Below are 19,495 nucleotides of genomic sequence, written 5' to 3'. Positions count from 1 at the left end.
TATGTCAAATAACGACCAAAAGCGCGACGAAGGCTACATTGAGAAGCTGGTTCAAGTTAACCGCGTAGCCAAAACCGTTAAAGGCGGCCGTATCTTCACTTTCACCGCGTTGACCGTGGTAGGTGATGGTAAAGGGCGTGTTGGCTTCGGCCGTGGCAAGTCACGTGAAGTGCCTGCTGCGATCCAGAAGGCAATGGAAGCTGCTCGTCGCAACATGATCCAAGTTGATCTGAACGGCACCACTCTGCAGTACGCAATGAAGTCCGCCCATGGCGCTTCGAAGGTGTACATGCAGCCTGCTTCTGAAGGTACCGGTATCATCGCTGGCGGCGCTATGCGTGCTGTCCTCGAAGTTGCTGGCGTTCAGAACGTTCTGGCCAAGTGCTACGGCTCGACTAACCCGGTAAACGTGGTTCACGCCACTTTCAAAGGTTTGAAAGCTATGCAATCTCCTGAGTCCATCGCTGCCAAGCGTGGCCTGACTGTCAAGGAGATCTTCTGATCATGGCTACCGTTAAAGTAACGCTGATCAAAAGCATGACCGGCCGCATCCCTAACCACAAACTGTGCGTTAAAGGTTTGGGTCTGCGTCGCATCGGTCACACTGTAGAAGTCCAGGATACTCCCGAGAATCGCGGGATGATCAACAAGGCTTACTACATGCTGCGTGTAGAGGGTTAATCGATGAAACTCAATGATCTGAGTCCAGCGCCGGGTTCCCGTCGCGAAAAGCATCGTCCGGGCCGTGGTATCGGTAGCGGTTTGGGTAAGACTGGTGGCCGTGGCCACAAAGGTCAAACCTCCCGCTCCGGTGGCACCATCGCTCCAGGCTTTGAAGGCGGTCAACAGCCGCTGCATCGTCGCCTGCCTAAGTTCGGTTTCGTTTCTCTGAAAGCCATGGATCGCGCAGAAGTGCGTCTGTCCGAGCTGGCTAAAGTGGAAGGCGACATCGTTACTGTGCAGACCCTGAAAGATGCCAACGTGATCAACGTCAACGTACAGCGCGTGAAAATCATGCTGTCCGGTGAAGTGACTCGCGCTGTCACTATCGGCAAGGGAATCGGCGCCACCAAAGGTGCGCGTTCGGCTATCGAAGCAGCTGGCGGCAAGTTCGAGGAATAAATGGCTAAGCAAGGTGCTCTCTCAGCGCTCGGCAAAGGCGGTATGTCTGAACTTTGGGCTCGTCTGCGTTTTCTGTTCCTGGCGATTATCGTCTACCGAATAGGCGCACACATCCCGGTTCCAGGTATCAACCCGGACCGACTCGCAGACCTGTTTCGACAGAATGAGGGGACCATTCTTAGCTTGTTCAACATGTTTTCCGGCGGCGCGCTGGAACGGATGAGCATCTTTGCACTGGGGATCATGCCGTACATCTCGGCATCGATCATCATGCAACTGATGACCGCCGTCAGTCCGCAGCTGGAGCAGTTGAAGAAGGAAGGTGAAGCTGGCCGTCGCAAGATAAGCCAGTACACCCGCTACGGCACTGTCATCCTCGCCTTGGTCCAAGCTATCGGCATGTCCGTTGGCCTGGCCGGGCAGGGTGTTGCGTTCACTGGTGACTTTGGCTTCCATTTCGTCGCGGTATCCACTTTTGTGGCTGGTGCGATGTTCATGATGTGGCTGGGTGAGCAGATTACTGAGCGTGGTGTTGGCAACGGTATCTCGATGTTGATTTTCGCAGGTATCGTCGCCGGTCTTCCGAGAGCGATTGGGCAGTCTTTCGAGTCTGCACGTCAGGGTGATATCAACATTTTTGCCTTGGTTGCCATCGGTTTGCTGGCAGTAGCGATTATCGGTTTTGTGGTGTTCATTGAGCGTGGCCAGCGTCGTATTGCTGTTCACTACGCCAAGCGTCAGCAGGGCCGTAAGGTTTTTGCTGCGCAGACTAGCCACTTGCCGCTGAAAGTGAATATGGCCGGTGTTATTCCGGCAATTTTCGCGAGCAGCATTTTGCTGTTTCCGGCTTCGTTGGGTACCTGGTTTGGTCAGTCTGAAAATATGGGCTGGCTGCAGGACCTCTCTCAGTCGATCGCTCCTGGTCAGCCGTTGAATATTCTGCTGTTTAGTGCAGGGATTATTTTCTTCTGCTTCTTCTATACGGCGTTGATGTTCAATCCGAAAGACGTAGCGGAAAACCTGAAGAAGTCCGGTGCCTTTATTCCGGGCATCCGTCCAGGTGAGCAGTCTGCACGCTACATTGATGGCGTTCTGACTCGTTTGACCCTGTTCGGTGCTCTATATATGACGGCCGTGTGCTTGTTGCCCCAGTTCCTGGTGGTTGCAGCAAACGTTCCGTTCTACCTTGGCGGGACCTCGTTGCTGATCGTGGTCGTGGTTGTGATGGACTTCATGTCCCAAGTACAATCGCACCTCGTTTCGCACCAGTACGAATCCCTGATGAAGAAAGCCAACCTGAAGGGCTACGGCAGCGGCATGTTGCGCTGAGTACCCCATAAGGTTCGAGGAGTTGGTGATGAAAGTTCGTGCATCGGTGAAAAAGCTGTGCCGTAACTGCAAGATTATTCGCCGCGAAGGTGTTGTTCGAGTAATTTGCAGCGCGGAACCGCGTCACAAACAGCGCCAAGGCTGAGTGTGATCCGCTTGAAGCCCGGCAGCTAGTGCGCTGCCGGGTTGATTATTTGTTATTACAGCGATATTATCTCGCGCCCTATTTCTTGGCTTCCGGGGCGTAGGTAGCTGTCAATTGGAGTCCCACTGAATGGCCCGTATTGCAGGCGTTAACATTCCAGATAACAAGCACACTGTTATCTCGCTGACCTACATCTATGGTGTTGGTCGCACTACTGCGCAGAAAATTTGCGCAGTTGCTGGGGTAAACCCAGCCGCTAAGATCAAGGATCTGAGCGACGAGCAGATTGAATTGCTGCGTGGCGAAGTGGCGAAGTTCACCACTGAAGGTGACCTGCGTCGCGAAATCAACATGAAAATCAAGCGTTTGATGGACCTCGGTTGCTATCGCGGTCTGCGTCATCGTCGTGGTCTTCCAGTGCGCGGTCAGCGTACCAAGACTAACGCGCGTACCCGTAAAGGTCCGCGTAAGCCGATCCGCAAGTAATCGCCCCAGCGAATCGACAGGAAAATTATCATGGCAAAACCTGCTGCTCGTCCTCGTAAAAAAGTTAAAAAGACAGTGGTTGATGGCATCGCCCACATCCATGCTTCTTTTAACAACACCATCGTGACCATCACCGACCGTCAAGGTAACGCGCTTTCTTGGGCTACCTCCGGTGGTTCGGGTTTCCGCGGTTCCCGCAAGTCCACCCCGTTTGCTGCTCAAGTAGCTGCTGAACGTGCTGGTCAAGCTGCGCTGGAATACGGCCTGAAAAACCTCGACGTTAACGTCAAAGGTCCAGGTCCAGGTCGTGAGTCTGCTGTCCGTGCTTTGAACGGCTGTGGCTATAAGATCGCCAGCATCACCGACGTGACGCCAATCCCGCACAACGGGTGCCGTCCGCCGAAGAAGCGCCGCGTGTAATCCAGGAGATTGTAAAGAATGGCTCGTTACATTGGTCCAAAATGCAAACTCGCTCGTCGCGAAGGCACCGATCTCTTCCTGAAGAGCGGCGTGCGCGCGATCGAATCGAAGTGCAACATTGAAGCAGCACCTGGTATCCACGGCCAACGCCGCGGTCGCCAGTCCGATTACGGCACCCAACTGCGTGAAAAGCAGAAGGTCCGTCGTATCTACGGCGTTCTCGAGCGTCAGTTCAGCGGCTACTACAAAGAAGCTGCTGGCAAGAAAGGTGCAACCGGTGAAAACCTGCTGCAACTGCTCGAATGCCGTCTGGACAACGTTGTATACCGTATGGGCTTTGGTTCGACTCGTGCCGAATCCCGTCAGCTGGTATCGCACAAGTCGATCAGCGTTAACGGTCAGACCGTAAACGTTCCGTCCTACCAGGTTCGTGCTGGTGACGTGGTCGCAGTTCGCGAGAAAGCAAAAAACCAACTTCGCATTGTCCAAGCTCTCGATCTGTGTGCCCAACGTGGCCGCGTAGAATGGGTAGAAGTAGACACTGAGAAGAAGTCGGGCGTTTTCAAGAACGTTCCTGCTCGCAGTGATCTGTCCGCCGACATCAACGAAAGCCTGATTGTCGAGCTCTACTCCAAGTAAGGGCTAGAAAATAGGTGCATCCATGCAGATTTCGGTAAATGAGTTCCTGACACCCCGCCACATTGATGTGCAGGTTGTCAGTCCAACCCGCGCCAAAATTACTCTCGAGCCTCTCGAGCGTGGTTTTGGCCACACCCTGGGCAACGCGCTGCGCCGCATCCTGTTGTCCTCAATGCCCGGCTGTGCAGTAGTCGAGGCCGAGATTGACGGTGTGCTCCACGAGTACAGCGCCATCGAAGGTGTACAGGAAGACGTAATTGAAATCCTGTTGAACCTTAAAGGTCTGGCTATCAAGCTGCACGGCCGTGACGAAGTTACGCTGACCTTGTCGAAGAAGGGTTCGGGGGTGGTTACCGCTGCCGATATTCAGCTGGATCATGATGTCGAGATCGTTAACCCCGATCACGTAATCGCTAACCTGGCGTCTAACGGCGCCCTGAACATGAAGCTCACCGTAGCTCGTGGTCGTGGTTATGAACCGGCCGACTCGCGTCAGAGCGATGAAGACGAAAGCCGCAGCATTGGTCGCTTGCAGCTTGACTCTTCGTTCAGCCCGGTTCGCCGCATCGCATACGTGGTGGAAAACGCCCGTGTCGAGCAGCGTACTAACCTGGACAAGCTGGTTATTGATCTGGAAACCAACGGTACTCTGGATCCTGAAGAGGCTATCCGCCGCGCTGCAACCATCCTGCAACAGCAGTTGGCTGCGTTCGTCGACCTCAAAGGTGACAGCGAACCAGTGGTAATCGAGCAGGAAGACGAGATCGATCCGATCCTGCTTCGCCCGGTTGACGATCTGGAACTGACTGTACGTTCGGCTAACTGCCTTAAGGCGGAAAACATTTACTACATCGGCGACCTGATTCAGCGTACCGAAGTAGAACTGTTGAAGACTCCGAACCTGGGCAAGAAATCCTTGACTGAAATCAAGGACGTTCTGGCCTCCCGCGGTCTGTCCCTCGGCATGCGCCTCGACAACTGGCCGCCTGCAAGTCTTAAGAAGGACGACAAGGCGACTGCCTGATCGTCGTAATCACCGAACGTGAGTTTGGTAAGGAATGAACCATGCGTCATCGTAAAAGTGGTCGTCACCTGAGCCGTACCAGCTCGCACCGCAAGGCCATGTTCCAAAACATGGCGGTGTCGCTGTTCGAGCACGAGCTGATCAAAACTACACTGCCGAAAGCTAAAGAACTGCGTCGCGTTGCTGAGCCGCTGATTACTTTGGCCAAGACAGACAGCCTGGCTAACCGCCGTCTGGCTTTCGACCGTACTCGTTCGAAAGCTATCGTTGGTAAGCTCTTCAACGATCTGGGCAAGCGTTACGCTACCCGTGAGGGTGGCTACCTGCGCATCCTCAAGTGCGGTTTCCGCGCTGGCGACAACGCGCCTATGGCGTACGTCGAGTTGGTTGATCGTGCTACTGCTGGCGAAGCTGTAAGCGCCGAGTAAGACGACAAGCTGTAACGAAGAACCGGGCCTAGTGCCCGGTTTTTTGTGCGCGTAAGAAAAGCGCGATTTGTACAATTTTCTGTCGGTTGTGCTTGGCACTATGAGTCGCGGGGAGTTTGGTAGTTATTTTCTATCGAAGCCTACAATTTAATGAATTTGTAGACGTCATATTGATGATCAATACTCCCTCCAAGCCGATTAGCCGGCAGTTCCAAGTCTGACCTGAGGGAAATTGAACATGAGCCAGAATAAAATCCTTACTACCGCCAGCGGCGCTCCCGTTGCGGACAACCAGAATTCCCGTTCTGCCGGCCCGCGCGGTCCGTTGCTCCTCGACGATTTTCACCTGATCGAGAAGCTCGCTCACTTCAACCGTGAAAACATCCCGGAGCGCCGCGTACACGCCAAGGGCTCGGGTGCCTACGGCACCTTCACGGTTACCCAAGACATTACTCAATACACCAGCGCCAAACTGTTCGAGTCCGTCGGTAAGCAAACGCCTACCTTCTTGCGATTCTCCACAGTGGGTGGCGAACGCGGTTCGGCGGATACCGAGCGCGACCCACGCGGCTTCGCCCTGAAGTTCTATACCGAAGAAGGCAACTGGGACATCGTTGGCAACAACACCCCGGTATTCTTCATTCGCGACCCATTGAAGTTCCCTGACTTCATCCACACCCAGAAGCGTCTGCCGCAAAGCAACCTGAAGAGCGCGCAAATGATGTGGGACTTCTGGTCTCACTCGCCAGAGGCGCTGCACCAGGTCACCATCCTGTTCTCGGACCGTGGCATCCCTGATGGCTACCGCCACATGCACGGCTTTGGCAGCCACACCTATAGCCTGATAAACGCCAAGGGCGAGCGTCACTGGGTCAAGTGGCACTACAAGACCAAACAGGGCATCAAGAATCTGGCACCCGCCGAAGCTGCTCGCCTGGCCGGTACTGATCCGGACTATGCCCAGCGCGATCTGTTTGGTGCGATCGAGCGCGGTGATTTCCCGAAATGGCGCGTGTGCATCCAGATCATGACCGAGGCCCAGGCCAACGCTCATTACGAGAATCCTTTCGATGTGACCAAAACCTGGTCGCAGAAGGAATTCCCTTTGATTGAAGTCGGCGAACTGGAGTTGAACCGCAACCCGCAGAACTACTTTGCTGAAGTGGAACAAGCCGCATTCGGCCCGAGCAACATGGTTCCAGGCGTAGGCCTGTCGCCAGACCGCATGCTGCAAGGTCGTGTCTTTGCCTACGCAGATGCCCACCGCTACCGTGTCGGCACCAATCACCAGCACTTGCCGGTGAACGCCCCACGTAGCCCGGTGAACAGCTACCAGCGTGATGGTTCGATGGCGTTCGGCAGCAACGGCGGTGCTGCACCTAACTACGAGCCGAACAGCTACGCCGATGCGCCGAAACAGGCTCCTCAGTACGCTGAGCCTGCCTTGGCCTTGAGCGGTGCGGCTGATCGCTACGATCACCGTGAAGACACCGATTACTACAGCCATGCCGGTGCACTGTTCCGCTTGATGAGCGATGAGCAGAAAGACTTGCTCACCAACAACATTGCCGGCGCAATGGGGGGTGTTTCCACTGACGTGGTTCAGCGCCAACTGCAGCATTTCTACAAGGCCGATCCGGCTTATGGAGAAGCAATCGCAAAGGCGCTGGGTGTATCGCTTAACTGACTCTAAACGATAAGCAGAACCGCCCTCATTTGGGCGGTTTTTGCGTTAATTCCGCCACTTTTCTCGGAAAATCTTCACTTTTCTGCCGTTGGTCCCGTGACCTTCGAGTCATCATGGTTCAAACTACAGACTTTCAAGCAGGGAGATGTAGGGCGATGCAAGGTCACCCCGACGTAATCGATTACCTCAACACGTTGCTGACGGGCGAACTGGCGGCTCGTGACCAATATTTCATCCACTCGCGTATGTACGAAGACTGGGGCTTTACTGAGCTCTACGAGCGTATCAACCACGAAATGGAAGAAGAGGCACAGCACGCCGACGCACTGATGCGCCGTATCCTCATGCTCGAAGGCACGCCACGTATGCGTCCGGATGACCTGGATGTGGGCACCACGGTCCCTGACATGCTCGCTGCCGACCTGCGTCTCGAGTACAAGGTCCGTGCTGCGCTTTGCAAAGGCATCGAGCTCTGTGAGCAGCACAGCGACTTTGTCACGCGGGAAATCCTGCGCGTGCAGTTGAATGACACCGAAGAAGATCACACCTACTGGTTGGAAAAGCAGCTGGGCCTGATCAAGCTGATCGGCCTGGAGAATTACCTGCAATCGCAGTTCTGATTCCCGGATACGAAAAACCCCCTGTCACCGTAAAGTGACAGGGGCTTTTTATTGAGCCTGAAAAAGTCAGGCCCGGTCGCGCTCCAGCAACGGCTTCAAGTAGTAACCAGTGTGCGACTGCGGCATTTCGGAGACCTGCTCCGGCGTGCCCACAGCGATAATCTGACCGCCCTTGGAACCACCTTCCGGCCCGAGGTCTACCAGCCAATCGGCAGTCTTGATCACGTCAAGGTTGTGCTCGATCACTACCACGGTGTTGCCGTGGTCGCGCAGGCGGTGCAGCACGTCCAACAATTGCTGGATATCCGCGAAGTGCAGGCCGGTGGTCGGCTCATCAAGGATATACAGGGTCTTGCCGGTATCGCGCTTGGACAGCTCGCGGGACAGTTTCACCCGTTGCGCTTCACCACCGGACAGCGTGGTCGCCGACTGCCCCAGCTTGATATACGACAGGCCCACATCCATCAGGGTCTGCAGCTTGCGCGCGAGTGCCGGAACGGCGTCGAAGAACTCCCGCGCTTCCTCGATGGTCATCTCGAGGGTTTCGTGGATGCTCTTGCCCTTGTATTTGATCTCCAGCGTTTCGCGGTTATAGCGCTTGCTCTTACACACATCGCACGGCACGTAGATGTCCGGGAGGAAGTGCATCTCCACCTTGATCAAGCCATCGCCCTGGCACGCTTCACAGCGGCCGCCCTTGACGTTGAACGAGAACCGACCCGGTCCGTAGCCCCGTGAGCGTGATTCCGGTACGCCCGCAAACAGCTCACGAATCGGCGTGAACAGTCCGGTGTAGGTCGCCGGGTTGGAGCGTGGGGTACGGCCAATCGGGCTTTGGTCGATATCGACCACCTTATCTAGGTGCTCCAGGCCCTTGATGCTGTCATGGGCCGCTGCTTCCAGGGTGGTCGCGCCATTCAGGGCAGTGGCACTCAACGGGAACAGCGTGTTGTTGATCAGCGTCGACTTGCCGGAGCCGGAAACACCGGTCACGCAGGTCAGCAGCCCCAGCGGGATTTCCAGGTCTACATTGCGCAGGTTGTTGCCGCGTGCGCCCTTGAGGTGCAGCGCCAGCTTCTTGTTACGTGGAGTGCGCTTTGCCGGTACTTCGATCTTCACCCGGCCGGACAGGTACTTACCGGTCAGCGAGTCCGGGTGCGCCATGACTTCTGCAGGCGTGCCCTCGGCGACAATATGTCCGCCATGCACGCCCGCGCCCGGGCCGATATCAACCACGTAATCCGCCAGGCGAATCGCGTCTTCATCGTGCTCGACCACGATCACCGTGTTGCCGATATCCCGCAGGTGTTTCAACGTACCCAGCAGGCGATCGTTGTCCCGCTGGTGCAAACCAATGGACGGCTCATCAAGAATGTACAACACCCCCACGAGACCGGCGCCAATCTGGCTGGCCAGGCGAATCCGTTGGGCTTCACCGCCAGACAAGGTATCGGCGCTGCGATCCAGCGACAGGTAGTCCAGGCCAACGTTGACCAGGAACTGCAGCCGCTCGCGGATTTCCTTGAGGATCTTGTCGGCGATCTCCCCACGGCGACCGGTCAGCTTGAGCACGCCAAAGTATTCGCAGGCATCACCGATCGGCAGGTTGGTCACCGCTGGCAATGTCTTCTCGCCGACCCACACATGCCGTGCCTCACGACGCAGGCGAGTGCCGCGGCAATCCGGGCAAGGCTGGGTGCTGAGGAATTTCGCCAACTCTTCGCGCACGCTGGCCGATTCGGTCTCGCGGTAGCGACGCTCAAGGTTCGGCACGATGCCTTCGAACGGGTGGGAGCGTTTGACGATATCGCCACGGTCGTTCAGGTACTTGAAGTCGACGTTCTGCGAACCGCTGCCGTGAAGGATGACTTTCTGCTGGTCCGCCGGCAGTTGATTGAAAGGCACTTCGAGGCTGAATTTATAGTGCGACGCCAGCGACCCCAGCATTTGGAAGTAATAGACGTTGCGCCTGTCCCAGCCGCGTATGGCGCCCTCCGCCAGCGTCAGGTCACCGTTGACCAGGCGCTTGATATCGAAGAACTGCTTAACGCCCAGGCCATCGCAGGTCGGGCAGGCGCCGGCCGGGTTGTTGAAGGAAAACAGCTTGGGTTCCAACTCGCTGATGGCATGGCCGCAGATCGGGCAGGCAAAGCGGGCGGAGAAGATGATCTCTTCGCCCGGTTCGTCGTCCATCGGTGCTACCAGCGCAATACCGTCGGCCAGTTTCAATGCGGTTTCGAAGGATTCCGCCAGGCGCTGCTGCAGGTCGGCGCGCACCTTGAAGCGGTCGACCACGACATCGATCGAGTGCTTCTTCTGCTTGTCGAGCTTCGGCGCTTCGTCCAGCTCATACAGCTTGCCGTTGATCCGTGCCCGCACAAAACCTTGCGCCCGCAGCTCTTCGAAGACGGAAAGGTGTTCGCCCTTGCGCTCACGAATCACCGGTGCCAGCAGCATCAGCTTGGCGCCTTCCGGCTGGGCCAGCACCAGGTCGACCATCTGGCTGACGGTCTGGGCTTCCAGGGGTATGTCGTGGTCAGGGCAACGCGGAATACCCACGCGTGCATACAGCAGGCGCAGGTAGTCGTAGATTTCGGTGATGGTGCCCACGGTGGAACGCGGGTTATGGGAGGTCGACTTCTGCTCGATGGAGATCGCCGGCGACAAGCCTTCAATGGTGTCGACATCGGGCTTTTCCATCATCGACAGGAACTGCCGGGCGTAGGCCGACAGCGATTCCACATAGCGGCGCTGGCCTTCGGCATACAGCGTGTCGAACGCCAGCGACGATTTGCCGGACCCGGACAAGCCGGTGATGACGATCAGTTTGTCCCGGGGCAGGGTCAGGTCGATGTTCTTCAGGTTGTGGGTTCTAGCCCCACGAATCAGGATCTTGTCCAAGATGGCCTCGCACGGCGGGCATAAATAATGCCGGAGTATACGGCTAAAGACTGGATGAATATACACTGTCAAAAGGCCGTGTGCAGCCTTAGATGAAAGCTGCGCGGCAAAGCGCCGCATATACCCTCTCAATCGATGGGACTGGTAGAATCGCCGCCGGTTCACACGAGGTTTTTCCATGCACGATCCCCACAGCGAACGCATGAGTAGCGGCGAGACCCGAGCGGCAAGCGGTCTGGCCCTGGTGTTCGCCTTCCGTATGCTGGGCATGTTTATGGTGTTGCCGGTACTGGCGACCTATGGCATGGATCTCGCTGGCGCGACCCCCGCATTGATCGGCCTGGCCATTGGTGCCTACGGCCTGACCCAGGCGATTTTTCAGATACCGTTCGGGATCATTTCCGACCGCATTGGTCGCCGCCCGGTGATCTACCTGGGGCTGATCGTGTTTGCCCTCGGCAGCGTGCTCGCGGCTCAAGCCGATTCCATCTGGGGCGTGATCGCCGGGCGTATCCTCCAAGGCGCCGGCGCGATTTCCGCTGCGGTCATGGCGTTGCTGTCGGACCTGACCCGCGAACAACACCGCACCAAGGCCATGGCCATGATCGGCATGACCATCGGCCTGTCGTTTGCCGTGGCCATGGTGGTCGGCCCCTTGCTGACCCGCGCGTTCGGGCTGCACGGGCTGTTTCTCGCCACCGGCGGCATGGCACTGTTCGGCATCGTGATCGTGGCCTTTATGGTGCCGCGCTCCACCGGCACGTTGCAGCACCGTGAGTCCGGCGTTGCGCGCAAAGCCCTGTTGCCGACGCTCAAGCACCCGGACCTGCTCCGCCTGGATTTAGGTATCTTTGTGTTGCACGCCATGCTGATGTGCAGCTTTGTCGCCTTGCCCCTGGCGCTGGTGTCAAAAGCCGGCCTGCCCAAGGAGCAGCACTGGTGGGTCTACCTCACAGCGTTGCTGATTTCGTTCTTCGCCATGATCCCGTTCATCATCTATGGCGAGAAGAAACGCAAAATGAAACGAGTTTTGCTCGGCGCCGTCGCGACGCTGATGCTCACTGAGCTATTCTTCTGGCAGTTCGGCGACAGCCTGCGAGCGCTGGTAATCGGCACGGTGGTGTTCTTCACCGCGTTCAACCTGCTGGAGGCATCGCTGCCTTCGCTGATCAGTAAAGTTTCACCGGCCGGCGGCAAAGGGACGGCGATGGGGGTGTATTCCACCAGTCAGTTCCTGGGTTCCGCACTGGGCGGCATCATGGGTGGCTGGATGTTCCAGCATGGCGGTTTGTCGGTTGTGTTCCTTGGATGCGCAGGTCTGGCTGCCCTCTGGCTAGCCTTTGCTGTTACCATGCGCGAACCTCCCTATGTGACGAGTCTGCGTTTGCCGTTATCGCCCGAAGCGATCCGCGAAGCCGGTCTGGTCGAGCGCCTTAAGGCCGTTACTGGGGTTACCGATGCCGTGGTTGTTGCTGAAGAAGCCGCCATCTACATCAAATTGGACACCGAATTATTGGATCGCGCGACGCTCGAGCAGCTGGTCAACCCAGTGCCGACAGCGCGCCCAGCCTAGGAGAACGTTATGGCCCGTGGGGTTAACAAAGTCATATTGGTCGGTACGTGCGGCCAGGATCCCGAAGTTCGCTACTTGCCTAACGGTAACGCCGTGACCAACCTGAGTCTGGCGACCAGCGAACAGTGGACCGACAAGCAGACCGGCCAGAAGGTCGAGAAAACCGAATGGCACCGTGTGTCGATGTTCGGCAAGGTCGCAGAGATCGCCGGCGAGTACCTGCGCAAAGGTTCGCAGGTCTATATCGAAGGCAAGCTGCAGACCCGCGAGTGGGAAAAAGACGGCATCAAGCGTTACACCACTGAAATCGTGGTCGACATGCAAGGCACCATGCAACTGCTGGGCGGCCGTCCTCAGGGCGACCAACAGGGCCAGGGCGGCATGTCCAACTCGGCACCGCGTCCACAGCAGTCGCGTCCGCAGCCAAGCCAGCAGCCGCAGCGTGAGTCGCGTCCAGCGCCACAGCAGGCCGCTCCGCAGCCGGCTCCGGATTTTGACAGCTTTGATGACGATATCCCGTTCTGAGGTTTAAAACCCGGAACACACAGAACCCCCGCTGGCTCAGGCCTCGGGGGTTTTTTATTACCCGTGGTCAGCTTCAGTCGACGCGGCGGTGACAACCATCTCCTTGAACCGCTGCAACACCGCCGAACTGTCATCGATCCGCGTCGCCAGATGCAACGGCGCCACCAGGCTGCGGCACTCCGTCAACGCCCGATAAACGATGCCATCCCCGCGCAAGCGCTGCATCGACGCCGGGACAATGGACACCCCAAGCCCCGCCGCCACCAGGCTCAGGGTCGCGGTCATGCGCGGGGCTTCCTGGACCACCTGCGGGCTGAACCCAGCTTCTCGGCATGCCACCAGAATCGCGTCATACAAGCCCAACCCCACGCGCCGGCGATACAGCACGAAAGACTCCGTCGCCAATGCCGCCAAGGGCAGGGGCGATCCTGAATCGATTGCCAAGGGATGCTCCGTCGGTAGCGCCAGCAACATGGGTTCTACCAGGATCGGTTCGTCCTGCAACGATTGCGTCCCGCTGAGGGGCGAGCGGATAAACGCGGCGTCGAGCTTCTCGTGTATTAACGCGTCCAGCAGTTCGCCGGTCCCGGCTTCCTCCAGCACCACTGTCACGCCGACAAAGGTTTCGCGAAACCGCCGTAAAACGCTCGGCACAAAGGGATGCAGCGCCGCCGAGCTGGTGAAGCCGATTGCCAGGCGCCCCCGTTCACCGCGTGCGGCACGGCGCACCACCTCTGCAACCCTATCTGCCTGGGCGAGAATCTGCCGCGCTTCGTCCAGTAACGCGAGCCCGGCCGTAGTGGGGCGTACGCCACGGGGCAAGCGCTCCATCAAGACCACGCCTAACTCGGCTTCAAGGCTTTGCAGCATCCGCGTCAACGGTGGTTGCTGCATGCCCAGGCGTTCGGCGGCACGGGTGATGTAGCCTTCTTCGGCGATGGCAACGAAGGCCTTGAGTTGGCGAAGTTCCAGCATCGGGATACTTTTCAGGTATGGGAGTGCGTCAATCCTGGCATTTGTTCTCATTGCTCACAAGATTTAGGCTTGCAGCCACCCTCAAAAAGAAGGAAAGCCGTGATGACCTGGTCAGCCAAGCAGTACACGATGTTCGAACAGCAGCGCACCCGTCCTGTCCGTGATCTGGTCGCGGCCATTGCGAATACCGAGGTACGCAATGCCGTTGACCTTGGATGTGGACCCGGCAACTCCACTGAAGTGCTGGCCGAGCGCTTTCCTCAAGCCCATGTCACCGGCATGGACAGCTCCGATGACATGCTGGCCGACGCCCGCGAGCGGCTACCGGCGCTTAACTTCGAACTGGCGGATATCGGTGCCTGGAAGCCTGCGCAAGCCTTCGATGTGATCCTGGCCAACGCGTCCCTGCAATGGTTGCCGGACCACGCCGCGCTGTACCCGCACCTGGTCCGCCAACTGACCCCTGGCGGTACGCTGGCGGTACAAACCCCGGACAATCTGGATGAGCCCGCCCACCGGCTGGCCCGCGAAGTCGCCGCCGATGGCCCCTGGTCTGCAAAAATCGGCGCGGTCAAACACAATGAGCGCCACGCCGCGAGTTACTACTACGAGCTGCTGAGTCAGCACTGCAGTACCGTCGATGTGTGGCGCACCACCTATCTGCACCCGCTGGCGGATCACGCGGCAGTGGTGGAGTGGTTCAAAGCCTCGGCGCTGCGACCCTTTCTCGCACTGTTGACTGGCGATGAAAAAGCCGCGTTCCTACAGGAATACCAGGCGCGGATCACCCAGGCTTATCCAGCCCTGGCCGATGGCACCGTGCTGCTGCCGTTTCCGCGCCTGTTCATCATCGCGACCCGCTGACGCCGCAGCGACAAGTGGCGGTCATGCCGCCGCCGCTTGCGCCTTCAAGTATTCATCCGCCGATACCACGCCCGCATACCCAAACGCCAGCGACGCCATATAAGCCCCATGCACCTGCGCCGCCGGAATCACCTGCCCATTGAACTCCAGGTCCCGCGTCGCACAGGCGTCATGAATCACCGTAACCGTGTAGCCCAGGTCCGCCGCCGCCCGCACCACCGCGTCGATGCACATATGGCTCATGCTGCCGACCACCACCAGGTCCGTGATGCTGCGCTGTTCCAGCAGGGCACGCAGGTTGGTTTCGCGAAACGCATTCACGAAATGCTTGAGCACCACCGGCTCATTGCCCTGGTTCAGCACTTTGCCATGCAGGTGCGCGCCCTCGGAGCCCGGCGTGAAGAACGGCGCGTCATCGGAGGTGAACTCATGACGTACATGAATCACCGCATCACCCGTCTTGCGAAACGCCTGCAGCACCTGTGCAGCCTTGTCCGCCGCGGCGTCCACGCCGTCAAGTGGCCACTTGCCCTGGGGGAAGTAGTCGTTCTGGATATCGATTAGGATGAGCGCTTGCTTGGCCATGTGTGTTGCCTCGTGATGGGTTGATGGGCCCAGTATCTTAGCTGGCGTCCGCACTTAGGATTGGCTGCACCGACAATAACAGGGGGAAAACTGACAATGGTCGTGGTTGAGCTGGGTGTGTTGATCTACCAGGGGGCGCAACTGGCCGCCGTGCACGGCTTGACTGACCTGTTCGGCGTGGCCAATCGCATCGCCGCCGAGCATCAATCCGCGCAGTTGCCATTGCTACGGGTCAGCCATTGGCAGGTGGATAGCGCCGGTACACCGGTGCGCGTCTTCAGCAGTCATCCCGGTCCCGAGCAACCGATGATGGCGGTGCTGGTGCCGCCGTCGATCGGCGAGTTTACAGAAGAGCAGGCACCCCCTGCGCTGCTGGAGTGGATTCGCCAACAACATGCGGCAGGCACGGTGCTGGGCGGTGTGTGCATTGGCTCGATCATGCTGGCGCGCAGTGGACTGCTCGATGGGCGCAGCGCTACCACCCATTGGTCTTCCGCCAAGTCTTTCGCCACCCGCTACCCGGCGGTGCGCCTGGAGGCCGACAAGCCTATCGTCGATGACGGCGACCTGATCACCACCGCCGGCTTGATGGCCTGGTCCGAACTTGGCCTGCGCCTGGTCGACCGCCTTATGGGCCCGAGCATCGCGGCGGACACGGCGCGGTTCCTGGTGATCGAACACAGTGACAGTGCCAGCCAATGTGGCAGTAACTTCGCGCCGATTCTTGGCCACGGTGATGCGGCCATTCTCAAGGTTCAGCACTGGTTGCAGGCCAGCGGGGCGGTGGATGTCTGTCTTGCGGCGATGGCTCAGGAAGCCGGGTTGGAAGAGCGCACTTTCCTACGGCGCTTTCGCAACGCCACGGGCTTGAAACCCACCGAATACTGCCAGCACCTGCGCGTGGGCAAGGCGCGACAGATGCTGGAGTTCACCAACGGCACTATCGACCATATCGCCTGGACGGTGGGCTATCAGGACCCCGGTGCCTTTCGCGCCACGTTCAAAAAAATCACCGGCCTCGCGCCCAGCGATTACCGCAGCCGCTTTGGGGTTTGAGTCATCGTCCACGGTGAATCAGGCGGGCGTGTTCTTCACCCGCAACGCCTTGGCCTTCGCCTCCACACCGAGGTACATCACCAGCGCAATCAGCAGAGGCACAATGAAATAAATGGCGCGGTACGCAATCAACCCGGCGAGCAAACTGCCCCGCGAGGCCTCATGCTGCAACAGCGCAATAAACACCGCCTCCAGTACGCCCAGCCCGGCTGGAATATGGGTGAGCACTCCGGCAATCGCACTGATCAGCAACACCCCCAATACCAGTGGATAGTCGAGCTTGGCCGGCAGCAGGGTGAAGATCACCGCCGCCATCAGTGACCAGTTCAAGGCGCCCAGCAGCAACTGCAGACACGCCATGCGCACCGACGGCAGGTTGATTTCCATGCCGCGAATGGTCCACGCCCGCTTTTTCGAAAACTGACAGGCCACCATGTAACCCAGGCTGGCCAGCACCAACAACGCGCCGATGCCTTGTAATGCCGTGGTGCTGACTTTCCACCCCGGTGGCATCGTGACCAGGCCGCTGCTGAACACGACCCCGGCGATCGCCATATAGCCAAACCAATTGGTGGCCAGGCTCAGGCCAAGAATCTTGGCGATATTGCTGGTGCTCACGCCCAATCGCGAATACAGCCGATAACGCATGGCGATGCCGCCGACCCACGCGCTCAGGTTGAGGTTGAACGCATAGCTGATGATGCCTACCGGCAAGATCTGCTTCCACACCAGGTTCTGGCGGATGTAGGTGCGGCCAATCAAGTCGAAGCTGGCGTACACCAGGAAACTGCACAGCGTCAGTGCGCTTGCGATCAGCAGCGTGCGTACCTTGAAGTCGCCCAGGGTCTGCACCACCTCGCTCCAATCAATGCGGCGAGCGAGCAGGGTGAACAGCACGATCAGCAGTAGGAAGAAGGCAATCGTCAGCGGTTTTTTCCACCGTGCAAACCTGGATTCAGTGCTCATTGGCCTGGCTCCCGATGGGTTTCAAGCGTGGCTTGTGGGCAGGCAGCCAGCCGGTCAAGGCGGGGAAGTGACGCATCACATGAAACACCAGGAAGCCCACGGTCAATCGCCAGAGCCACAGGCGTGGCTTGCGGTTTTCCGGCATGGTCTGGCAATGGTTTTTGGCGAGTGTTTCCAGGCGCTCGTACAGCTGTTGATTGAACCCTCGGTCGCGAATCAACACGTTGGCTTCCAGGTTCAGCGACAGGCTCAACGGGTCCAGGTTACTTGAACCCACGGTGCTCCATTCGTCATCCACCAGCGCCACCTTGCCGTGCAGTGGCCGCTGGCAGTACTCATGAATCACCACGCCATCCTTGAGCAGATAGTCGTAGAGCATGCGCGCCGCCAGCTTGGCCAGCAGCACATCGGGCTGGCCCTGCATGATCAGTTGCACCTGCACGCCACGGCGCGCGGCGTTGCGAATCTCGCGTAGCAGGCGGTAGCCGGGGAAGAAGTAGGCGTTGGCGATCACCACGCGCTGTTGCGCCTTGCTCAGTGCATGGATGTACGCCTCTTCGATGTCATCGCGATGCTGCACGTTGTCGCGGTAGATCAAGCGCACCAGGCCTTCACCGTTGTCGCTGGACCACAACGCAGGCCGCTGCTGGCGCCGCCGCCAACCGCGTCGCGTGCGCACCTGGCGGCCACTTTGAGCCAGGGCGAAATGATGCAGGTCGGCCACCGCCGGGCCTGTCACCCGCACCGCATAATCCTGCTTGGCTTCTGGGCCGAAATCGCCCAGGTGATCGGCGGAAAAGTTGATCCCGCCGATAAACGCGACTTCGGCATCTACCACCACAATCTTGCGGTGCAAGCGGCGAAACCAATTGGTACGGATGCCCAGGGTCTTGGATGCGGGGTCAAACATCTGCACGATGACGCCAGCCTCGGCCAGCTCGCCAAGAAAGGGCTGGCTCAATTCGCCACAGCCGAATCCGTCCAGGCTCGCCACCACCTTCACGCCGCGCCGCGCGGCTTCGATCAGAATGCCTTGCAGCTCGTGGCCCACCTTGTCTTCGAAAAGAATGAAGGTCTCCAGCAGGATCTCCCGCCGCGCCACGCGCATGGCCTCGAACACCTTGGGGAAGTACGCCTCGCCGTTCTCCAGCAACTCGATCTGGTTGCCGCTCTGCCAGCCGTAATCCCGGTCGCGGGCCTTGGCGTCGTCGGGCGGTTGGTCGGTGGCGATGTGTTCTACGGCGACGTTCATAGCTCGATCTCCACTGACAGCGGCACATGGTCGGACAGATGAGACCAGGGCCGTGTGGTCAGTACCCGGGCGTTATGCACCTTCAAATTGCGCACGTAGATCCGGTCCAGCGGCAGCAACGGCAGGCGTGCCGGGAAAGTTCGTGCGGGTTTGCCGTGGGTTTCGACGAAGACCTCTCTGAGGCCGCTGCGGCTCAGGTCGGCCTTTTGTCGCCAGTCGTTGAAATCACCGGCAACAATCAACGGCGCATCGGCCGGGATCTCGCTGATGCGCTGCTCGATCAAGCGCAATTGCTGTTGGCGATGCACCTCGCGCAAGCCCAGGTGAATACAGACGGCATGCACCTCCTGGCCGGTGCCCGGCAGGCGCAGTACGCAATGCAGCAGGCCACGGTTTTCATGGCCGCTCTGGGAGATGTCGAGGTTGTCGTAGCGCACGATCTGGAATTTCGACAGCAACGCGTTGCCGTGGTCGCCGTGGGGGTAGACCGCGTTGCGGCCGTAGGCGTATTGCGGCCAGATGCTGTCGGCCAGGAACTCGTACTGCGGCATGTTCGGCCAGTCGCTGAAGCGCTGCGGATGACGCTCGTGGGTGCCGTGGATTTCCTGCAGGAACACCATGTCGGCGCCCACGCTGCGTACGGCTTCACGCAGCTCAGGCAGGATGAAGCGTCGATTCAAGGCGGTGAAGCCCTTGTGGATATTGACCGTCAACACCGTGAAGCGAGTGATGGCGACACTGGGGGTGATGGGCACCCAGTCGGGGATCGCAGCCATGATTGCTCCTGTGAAAGAAGTGGGGGCCAGGCCCCCGTGTATGGCTGACTGCGATTTTTGGCTGAAAGTTTCCGCCTTCCTACAGACGGCAGAGGGGAACGTTCAAGGCGCAAACCCGTCAG

General features: G+C 58.7%; 22 protein-coding genes. 16 read left to right on the top strand and 6 right to left on the bottom strand.

The genetic code is table 11. From position 1 onward, the window contains the following. Position 1 precedes the first annotated feature (1 nt). The 12 genes from rpsE to bfr all read left to right on the top strand — a co-directional run bounded on the left by rpsE (position 2) and on the right by bfr (position 7,900). Positions 2 to 502 carry a 30S ribosomal protein S5 gene (rpsE, locus tag M2497_RS28345; RefSeq protein WP_003176409.1) on the top strand — a complete coding sequence of 167 codons (501 nt, stop codon included), beginning with the start codon at positions 2 to 4 and terminating at the stop codon, positions 500 to 502. Between the two features lie 2 nt (positions 503 to 504). Next, positions 505 to 681, top strand: a complete 177-nt coding sequence (gene rpmD / locus M2497_RS28340) for a 50S ribosomal protein L30 (RefSeq protein WP_003176408.1) — start codon at positions 505 to 507, stop codon at positions 679 to 681. A gap of 3 nt (positions 682 to 684) precedes the next feature. Beyond that, the gene (gene rplO / locus M2497_RS28335; RefSeq protein ID WP_003176407.1) at positions 685 to 1,122 is read left to right on the top strand and encodes a 50S ribosomal protein L15; all 438 of its coding nucleotides are present in this window, start codon (positions 685 to 687) and stop codon (positions 1,120 to 1,122) included. After that, positions 1,123 to 2,451, top strand: coding sequence for a preprotein translocase subunit SecY (secY, locus tag M2497_RS28330; protein ID WP_003176406.1), 1,329 nt, complete (start codon positions 1,123 to 1,125; stop codon positions 2,449 to 2,451). It abuts the gene before it with no gap. A gap of 28 nt (positions 2,452 to 2,479) precedes the next feature. After that, entirely contained in the window at positions 2,480 to 2,596 is a 117-nt protein-coding gene (gene rpmJ, locus M2497_RS28325; RefSeq protein ID WP_002555468.1) for a 50S ribosomal protein L36, read from the top strand. Positions 2,597 to 2,725: 129 nt separating this feature from the next. Then, entirely contained in the window at positions 2,726 to 3,082 is a 357-nt protein-coding gene (gene rpsM / locus M2497_RS28320) for a 30S ribosomal protein S13 (RefSeq protein WP_024077676.1), read from the top strand. Positions 3,083 to 3,112: 30 nt separating this feature from the next. After that, on the top strand, positions 3,113 to 3,502 hold the full coding sequence (rpsK, locus tag M2497_RS28315) for a 30S ribosomal protein S11 (RefSeq protein WP_002555466.1): 390 nt from the start codon (positions 3,113 to 3,115) through the stop codon (positions 3,500 to 3,502). Positions 3,503 to 3,520: 18 nt separating this feature from the next. Further along, the gene (gene rpsD, locus M2497_RS28310) at positions 3,521 to 4,141 is read left to right on the top strand and encodes a 30S ribosomal protein S4 (RefSeq protein ID WP_003176404.1); all 621 of its coding nucleotides are present in this window, start codon (positions 3,521 to 3,523) and stop codon (positions 4,139 to 4,141) included. 22 nt (positions 4,142 to 4,163) lie between these two features. Continuing rightward, positions 4,164 to 5,165, top strand: coding sequence for a DNA-directed RNA polymerase subunit alpha (rpoA, locus tag M2497_RS28305; RefSeq protein ID WP_003176403.1), 1,002 nt, complete (start codon positions 4,164 to 4,166; stop codon positions 5,163 to 5,165). Positions 5,166 to 5,206: 41 nt separating this feature from the next. Beyond that, positions 5,207 to 5,593 carry a 50S ribosomal protein L17 gene (gene rplQ / locus M2497_RS28300; RefSeq protein ID WP_003176402.1) on the top strand — a complete coding sequence of 129 codons (387 nt, stop codon included), beginning with the start codon at positions 5,207 to 5,209 and terminating at the stop codon, positions 5,591 to 5,593. 238 nt (positions 5,594 to 5,831) lie between these two features. Next, positions 5,832 to 7,280, top strand: coding sequence for a catalase (locus M2497_RS28295; RefSeq protein WP_248484931.1), 1,449 nt, complete (start codon positions 5,832 to 5,834; stop codon positions 7,278 to 7,280). Positions 7,281 to 7,435: 155 nt separating this feature from the next. Continuing rightward, positions 7,436 to 7,900: a bacterioferritin gene (bfr, locus tag M2497_RS28290; protein WP_033900044.1), complete on the top strand. Its 465-nt coding sequence runs from the start codon at positions 7,436 to 7,438 to the stop codon at positions 7,898 to 7,900. A 66-nt stretch (positions 7,901 to 7,966) separates the two neighbouring features. Here the strand turns inward: bfr and uvrA are convergent, their stop codons facing one another. Next, on the bottom strand, positions 7,967 to 10,801 hold the full coding sequence (gene uvrA, locus M2497_RS28285; protein WP_248484930.1) for an excinuclease ABC subunit UvrA: 2,835 nt from the start codon (positions 10,799 to 10,801) through the stop codon (positions 7,967 to 7,969). A gap of 178 nt (positions 10,802 to 10,979) precedes the next feature. On the opposite strand from uvrA, the gene M2497_RS28280 reads away from it, so the two are divergent. Together M2497_RS28280 and M2497_RS28275 are read left to right on the top strand one after the other, a co-directional pair. Beyond that, the gene (locus M2497_RS28280) at positions 10,980 to 12,374 is read left to right on the top strand and encodes an MFS transporter (protein ID WP_248484929.1); all 1,395 of its coding nucleotides are present in this window, start codon (positions 10,980 to 10,982) and stop codon (positions 12,372 to 12,374) included. 9 nt (positions 12,375 to 12,383) lie between these two features. Next, complete coding sequence (locus M2497_RS28275) at positions 12,384 to 12,899, top strand: single-stranded DNA-binding protein (RefSeq protein ID WP_003232445.1); 516 nt, start codon at positions 12,384 to 12,386, stop codon at positions 12,897 to 12,899. A 57-nt stretch (positions 12,900 to 12,956) separates the two neighbouring features. Here M2497_RS28275 and M2497_RS28270 read toward each other — a convergent pair whose 3' ends face one another. Further along, the gene (locus M2497_RS28270) at positions 12,957 to 13,874 is read right to left on the bottom strand and encodes a LysR family transcriptional regulator (RefSeq protein WP_248484927.1); all 918 of its coding nucleotides are present in this window, start codon (positions 13,872 to 13,874) and stop codon (positions 12,957 to 12,959) included. Positions 13,875 to 13,976: 102 nt separating this feature from the next. Here M2497_RS28270 and tam point away from each other — a divergent pair, with 102 nt between their 5' ends. After that, the gene (gene tam / locus M2497_RS28265; protein ID WP_248484926.1) at positions 13,977 to 14,738 is read left to right on the top strand and encodes a trans-aconitate 2-methyltransferase; all 762 of its coding nucleotides are present in this window, start codon (positions 13,977 to 13,979) and stop codon (positions 14,736 to 14,738) included. Between the two features lie 21 nt (positions 14,739 to 14,759). Here tam and M2497_RS28260 read toward each other — a convergent pair whose 3' ends face one another. Next, entirely contained in the window at positions 14,760 to 15,323 is a 564-nt protein-coding gene (locus tag M2497_RS28260; protein ID WP_248484925.1) for a cysteine hydrolase family protein, read from the bottom strand. A 96-nt stretch (positions 15,324 to 15,419) separates the two neighbouring features. Between M2497_RS28260 and M2497_RS28255 the strand changes: the two genes are divergently transcribed. Beyond that, entirely contained in the window at positions 15,420 to 16,379 is a 960-nt protein-coding gene (locus M2497_RS28255; RefSeq protein ID WP_248484923.1) for a GlxA family transcriptional regulator, read from the top strand. Positions 16,380 to 16,397: 18 nt separating this feature from the next. Here M2497_RS28255 and M2497_RS28250 read toward each other — a convergent pair whose 3' ends face one another. From M2497_RS28250 to M2497_RS28240, 3 genes are read right to left on the bottom strand one after another with little or no spacing between them, the layout of a single operon-like run. After that, positions 16,398 to 17,345, bottom strand: coding sequence for a lysylphosphatidylglycerol synthase domain-containing protein (locus tag M2497_RS28250; RefSeq protein WP_248484920.1), 948 nt, complete (start codon positions 17,343 to 17,345; stop codon positions 16,398 to 16,400). After that, entirely contained in the window at positions 17,335 to 18,597 is a 1,263-nt protein-coding gene (clsB, locus tag M2497_RS28245) for a cardiolipin synthase ClsB (protein WP_248484917.1), read from the bottom strand. The genes M2497_RS28250 and clsB overlap by 11 nt, the downstream gene beginning before the upstream one ends. Beyond that, on the bottom strand, positions 18,594 to 19,373 hold the full coding sequence (locus tag M2497_RS28240) for an endonuclease/exonuclease/phosphatase family protein (protein ID WP_248484915.1): 780 nt from the start codon (positions 19,371 to 19,373) through the stop codon (positions 18,594 to 18,596). Before M2497_RS28240 ends, clsB begins: the two co-directional genes overlap by 4 nt. Between the last annotated feature and the right edge of the window lie 122 nt (positions 19,374 to 19,495).

This window comes from Pseudomonas sp. CYM-20-01, assembly GCF_023169845.1.
Classification (GTDB): Bacteria; Pseudomonadota; Gammaproteobacteria; order Pseudomonadales; family Pseudomonadaceae; genus Aquipseudomonas; species Aquipseudomonas azotoformans.
Note: the sequence above shows the minus strand (reverse complement) of the source record. Positions and strands in the feature narration are given on the sequence as shown.

Bases quoted from the DNA above. Each gene is read 5' to 3' on its own strand.
- rpsE (WP_003176409.1), top strand. From the start codon at position 2: ATGTCAAATAACGACCAAAAGCGCGACGAAGGCTACATTGAGAAGCTG.
- rpmD (WP_003176408.1), top strand. From the start codon at position 505: ATGGCTACCGTTAAAGTAACGCTGATCAAAAGCATGACCGGCCGCATC.
- rplO (WP_003176407.1), top strand. From the start codon at position 685: ATGAAACTCAATGATCTGAGTCCAGCGCCGGGTTCCCGTCGCGAAAAG.
- secY (WP_003176406.1), top strand. From the start codon at position 1,123: ATGGCTAAGCAAGGTGCTCTCTCAGCGCTCGGCAAAGGCGGTATGTCT.
- rpmJ (WP_002555468.1), top strand. From the start codon at position 2,480: ATGAAAGTTCGTGCATCGGTGAAAAAGCTGTGCCGTAACTGCAAGATT.
- rpsM (WP_024077676.1), top strand. From the start codon at position 2,726: ATGGCCCGTATTGCAGGCGTTAACATTCCAGATAACAAGCACACTGTT.
- rpsK (WP_002555466.1), top strand. From the start codon at position 3,113: ATGGCAAAACCTGCTGCTCGTCCTCGTAAAAAAGTTAAAAAGACAGTG.
- rpsD (WP_003176404.1), top strand. From the start codon at position 3,521: ATGGCTCGTTACATTGGTCCAAAATGCAAACTCGCTCGTCGCGAAGGC.
- rpoA (WP_003176403.1), top strand. From the start codon at position 4,164: ATGCAGATTTCGGTAAATGAGTTCCTGACACCCCGCCACATTGATGTG.
- rplQ (WP_003176402.1), top strand. From the start codon at position 5,207: ATGCGTCATCGTAAAAGTGGTCGTCACCTGAGCCGTACCAGCTCGCAC.
- M2497_RS28295 (WP_248484931.1), top strand. From the start codon at position 5,832: ATGAGCCAGAATAAAATCCTTACTACCGCCAGCGGCGCTCCCGTTGCG.
- bfr (WP_033900044.1), top strand. From the start codon at position 7,436: ATGCAAGGTCACCCCGACGTAATCGATTACCTCAACACGTTGCTGACG.
- M2497_RS28280 (WP_248484929.1), top strand. From the start codon at position 10,980: ATGCACGATCCCCACAGCGAACGCATGAGTAGCGGCGAGACCCGAGCG.
- M2497_RS28275 (WP_003232445.1), top strand. From the start codon at position 12,384: ATGGCCCGTGGGGTTAACAAAGTCATATTGGTCGGTACGTGCGGCCAG.
- M2497_RS28270 (WP_248484927.1), bottom strand. From the start codon at position 13,874: ATGCTGGAACTTCGCCAACTCAAGGCCTTCGTTGCCATCGCCGAAGAA.
- tam (WP_248484926.1), top strand. From the start codon at position 13,977: ATGACCTGGTCAGCCAAGCAGTACACGATGTTCGAACAGCAGCGCACC.
- M2497_RS28260 (WP_248484925.1), bottom strand. From the start codon at position 15,323: ATGGCCAAGCAAGCGCTCATCCTAATCGATATCCAGAACGACTACTTC.
- M2497_RS28255 (WP_248484923.1), top strand. From the start codon at position 15,420: ATGGTCGTGGTTGAGCTGGGTGTGTTGATCTACCAGGGGGCGCAACTG.
- M2497_RS28250 (WP_248484920.1), bottom strand. From the start codon at position 17,345: ATGAGCACTGAATCCAGGTTTGCACGGTGGAAAAAACCGCTGACGATT.
- clsB (WP_248484917.1), bottom strand. From the start codon at position 18,597: ATGAACGTCGCCGTAGAACACATCGCCACCGACCAACCGCCCGACGAC.
- M2497_RS28240 (WP_248484915.1), bottom strand. From the start codon at position 19,373: ATGGCTGCGATCCCCGACTGGGTGCCCATCACCCCCAGTGTCGCCATC.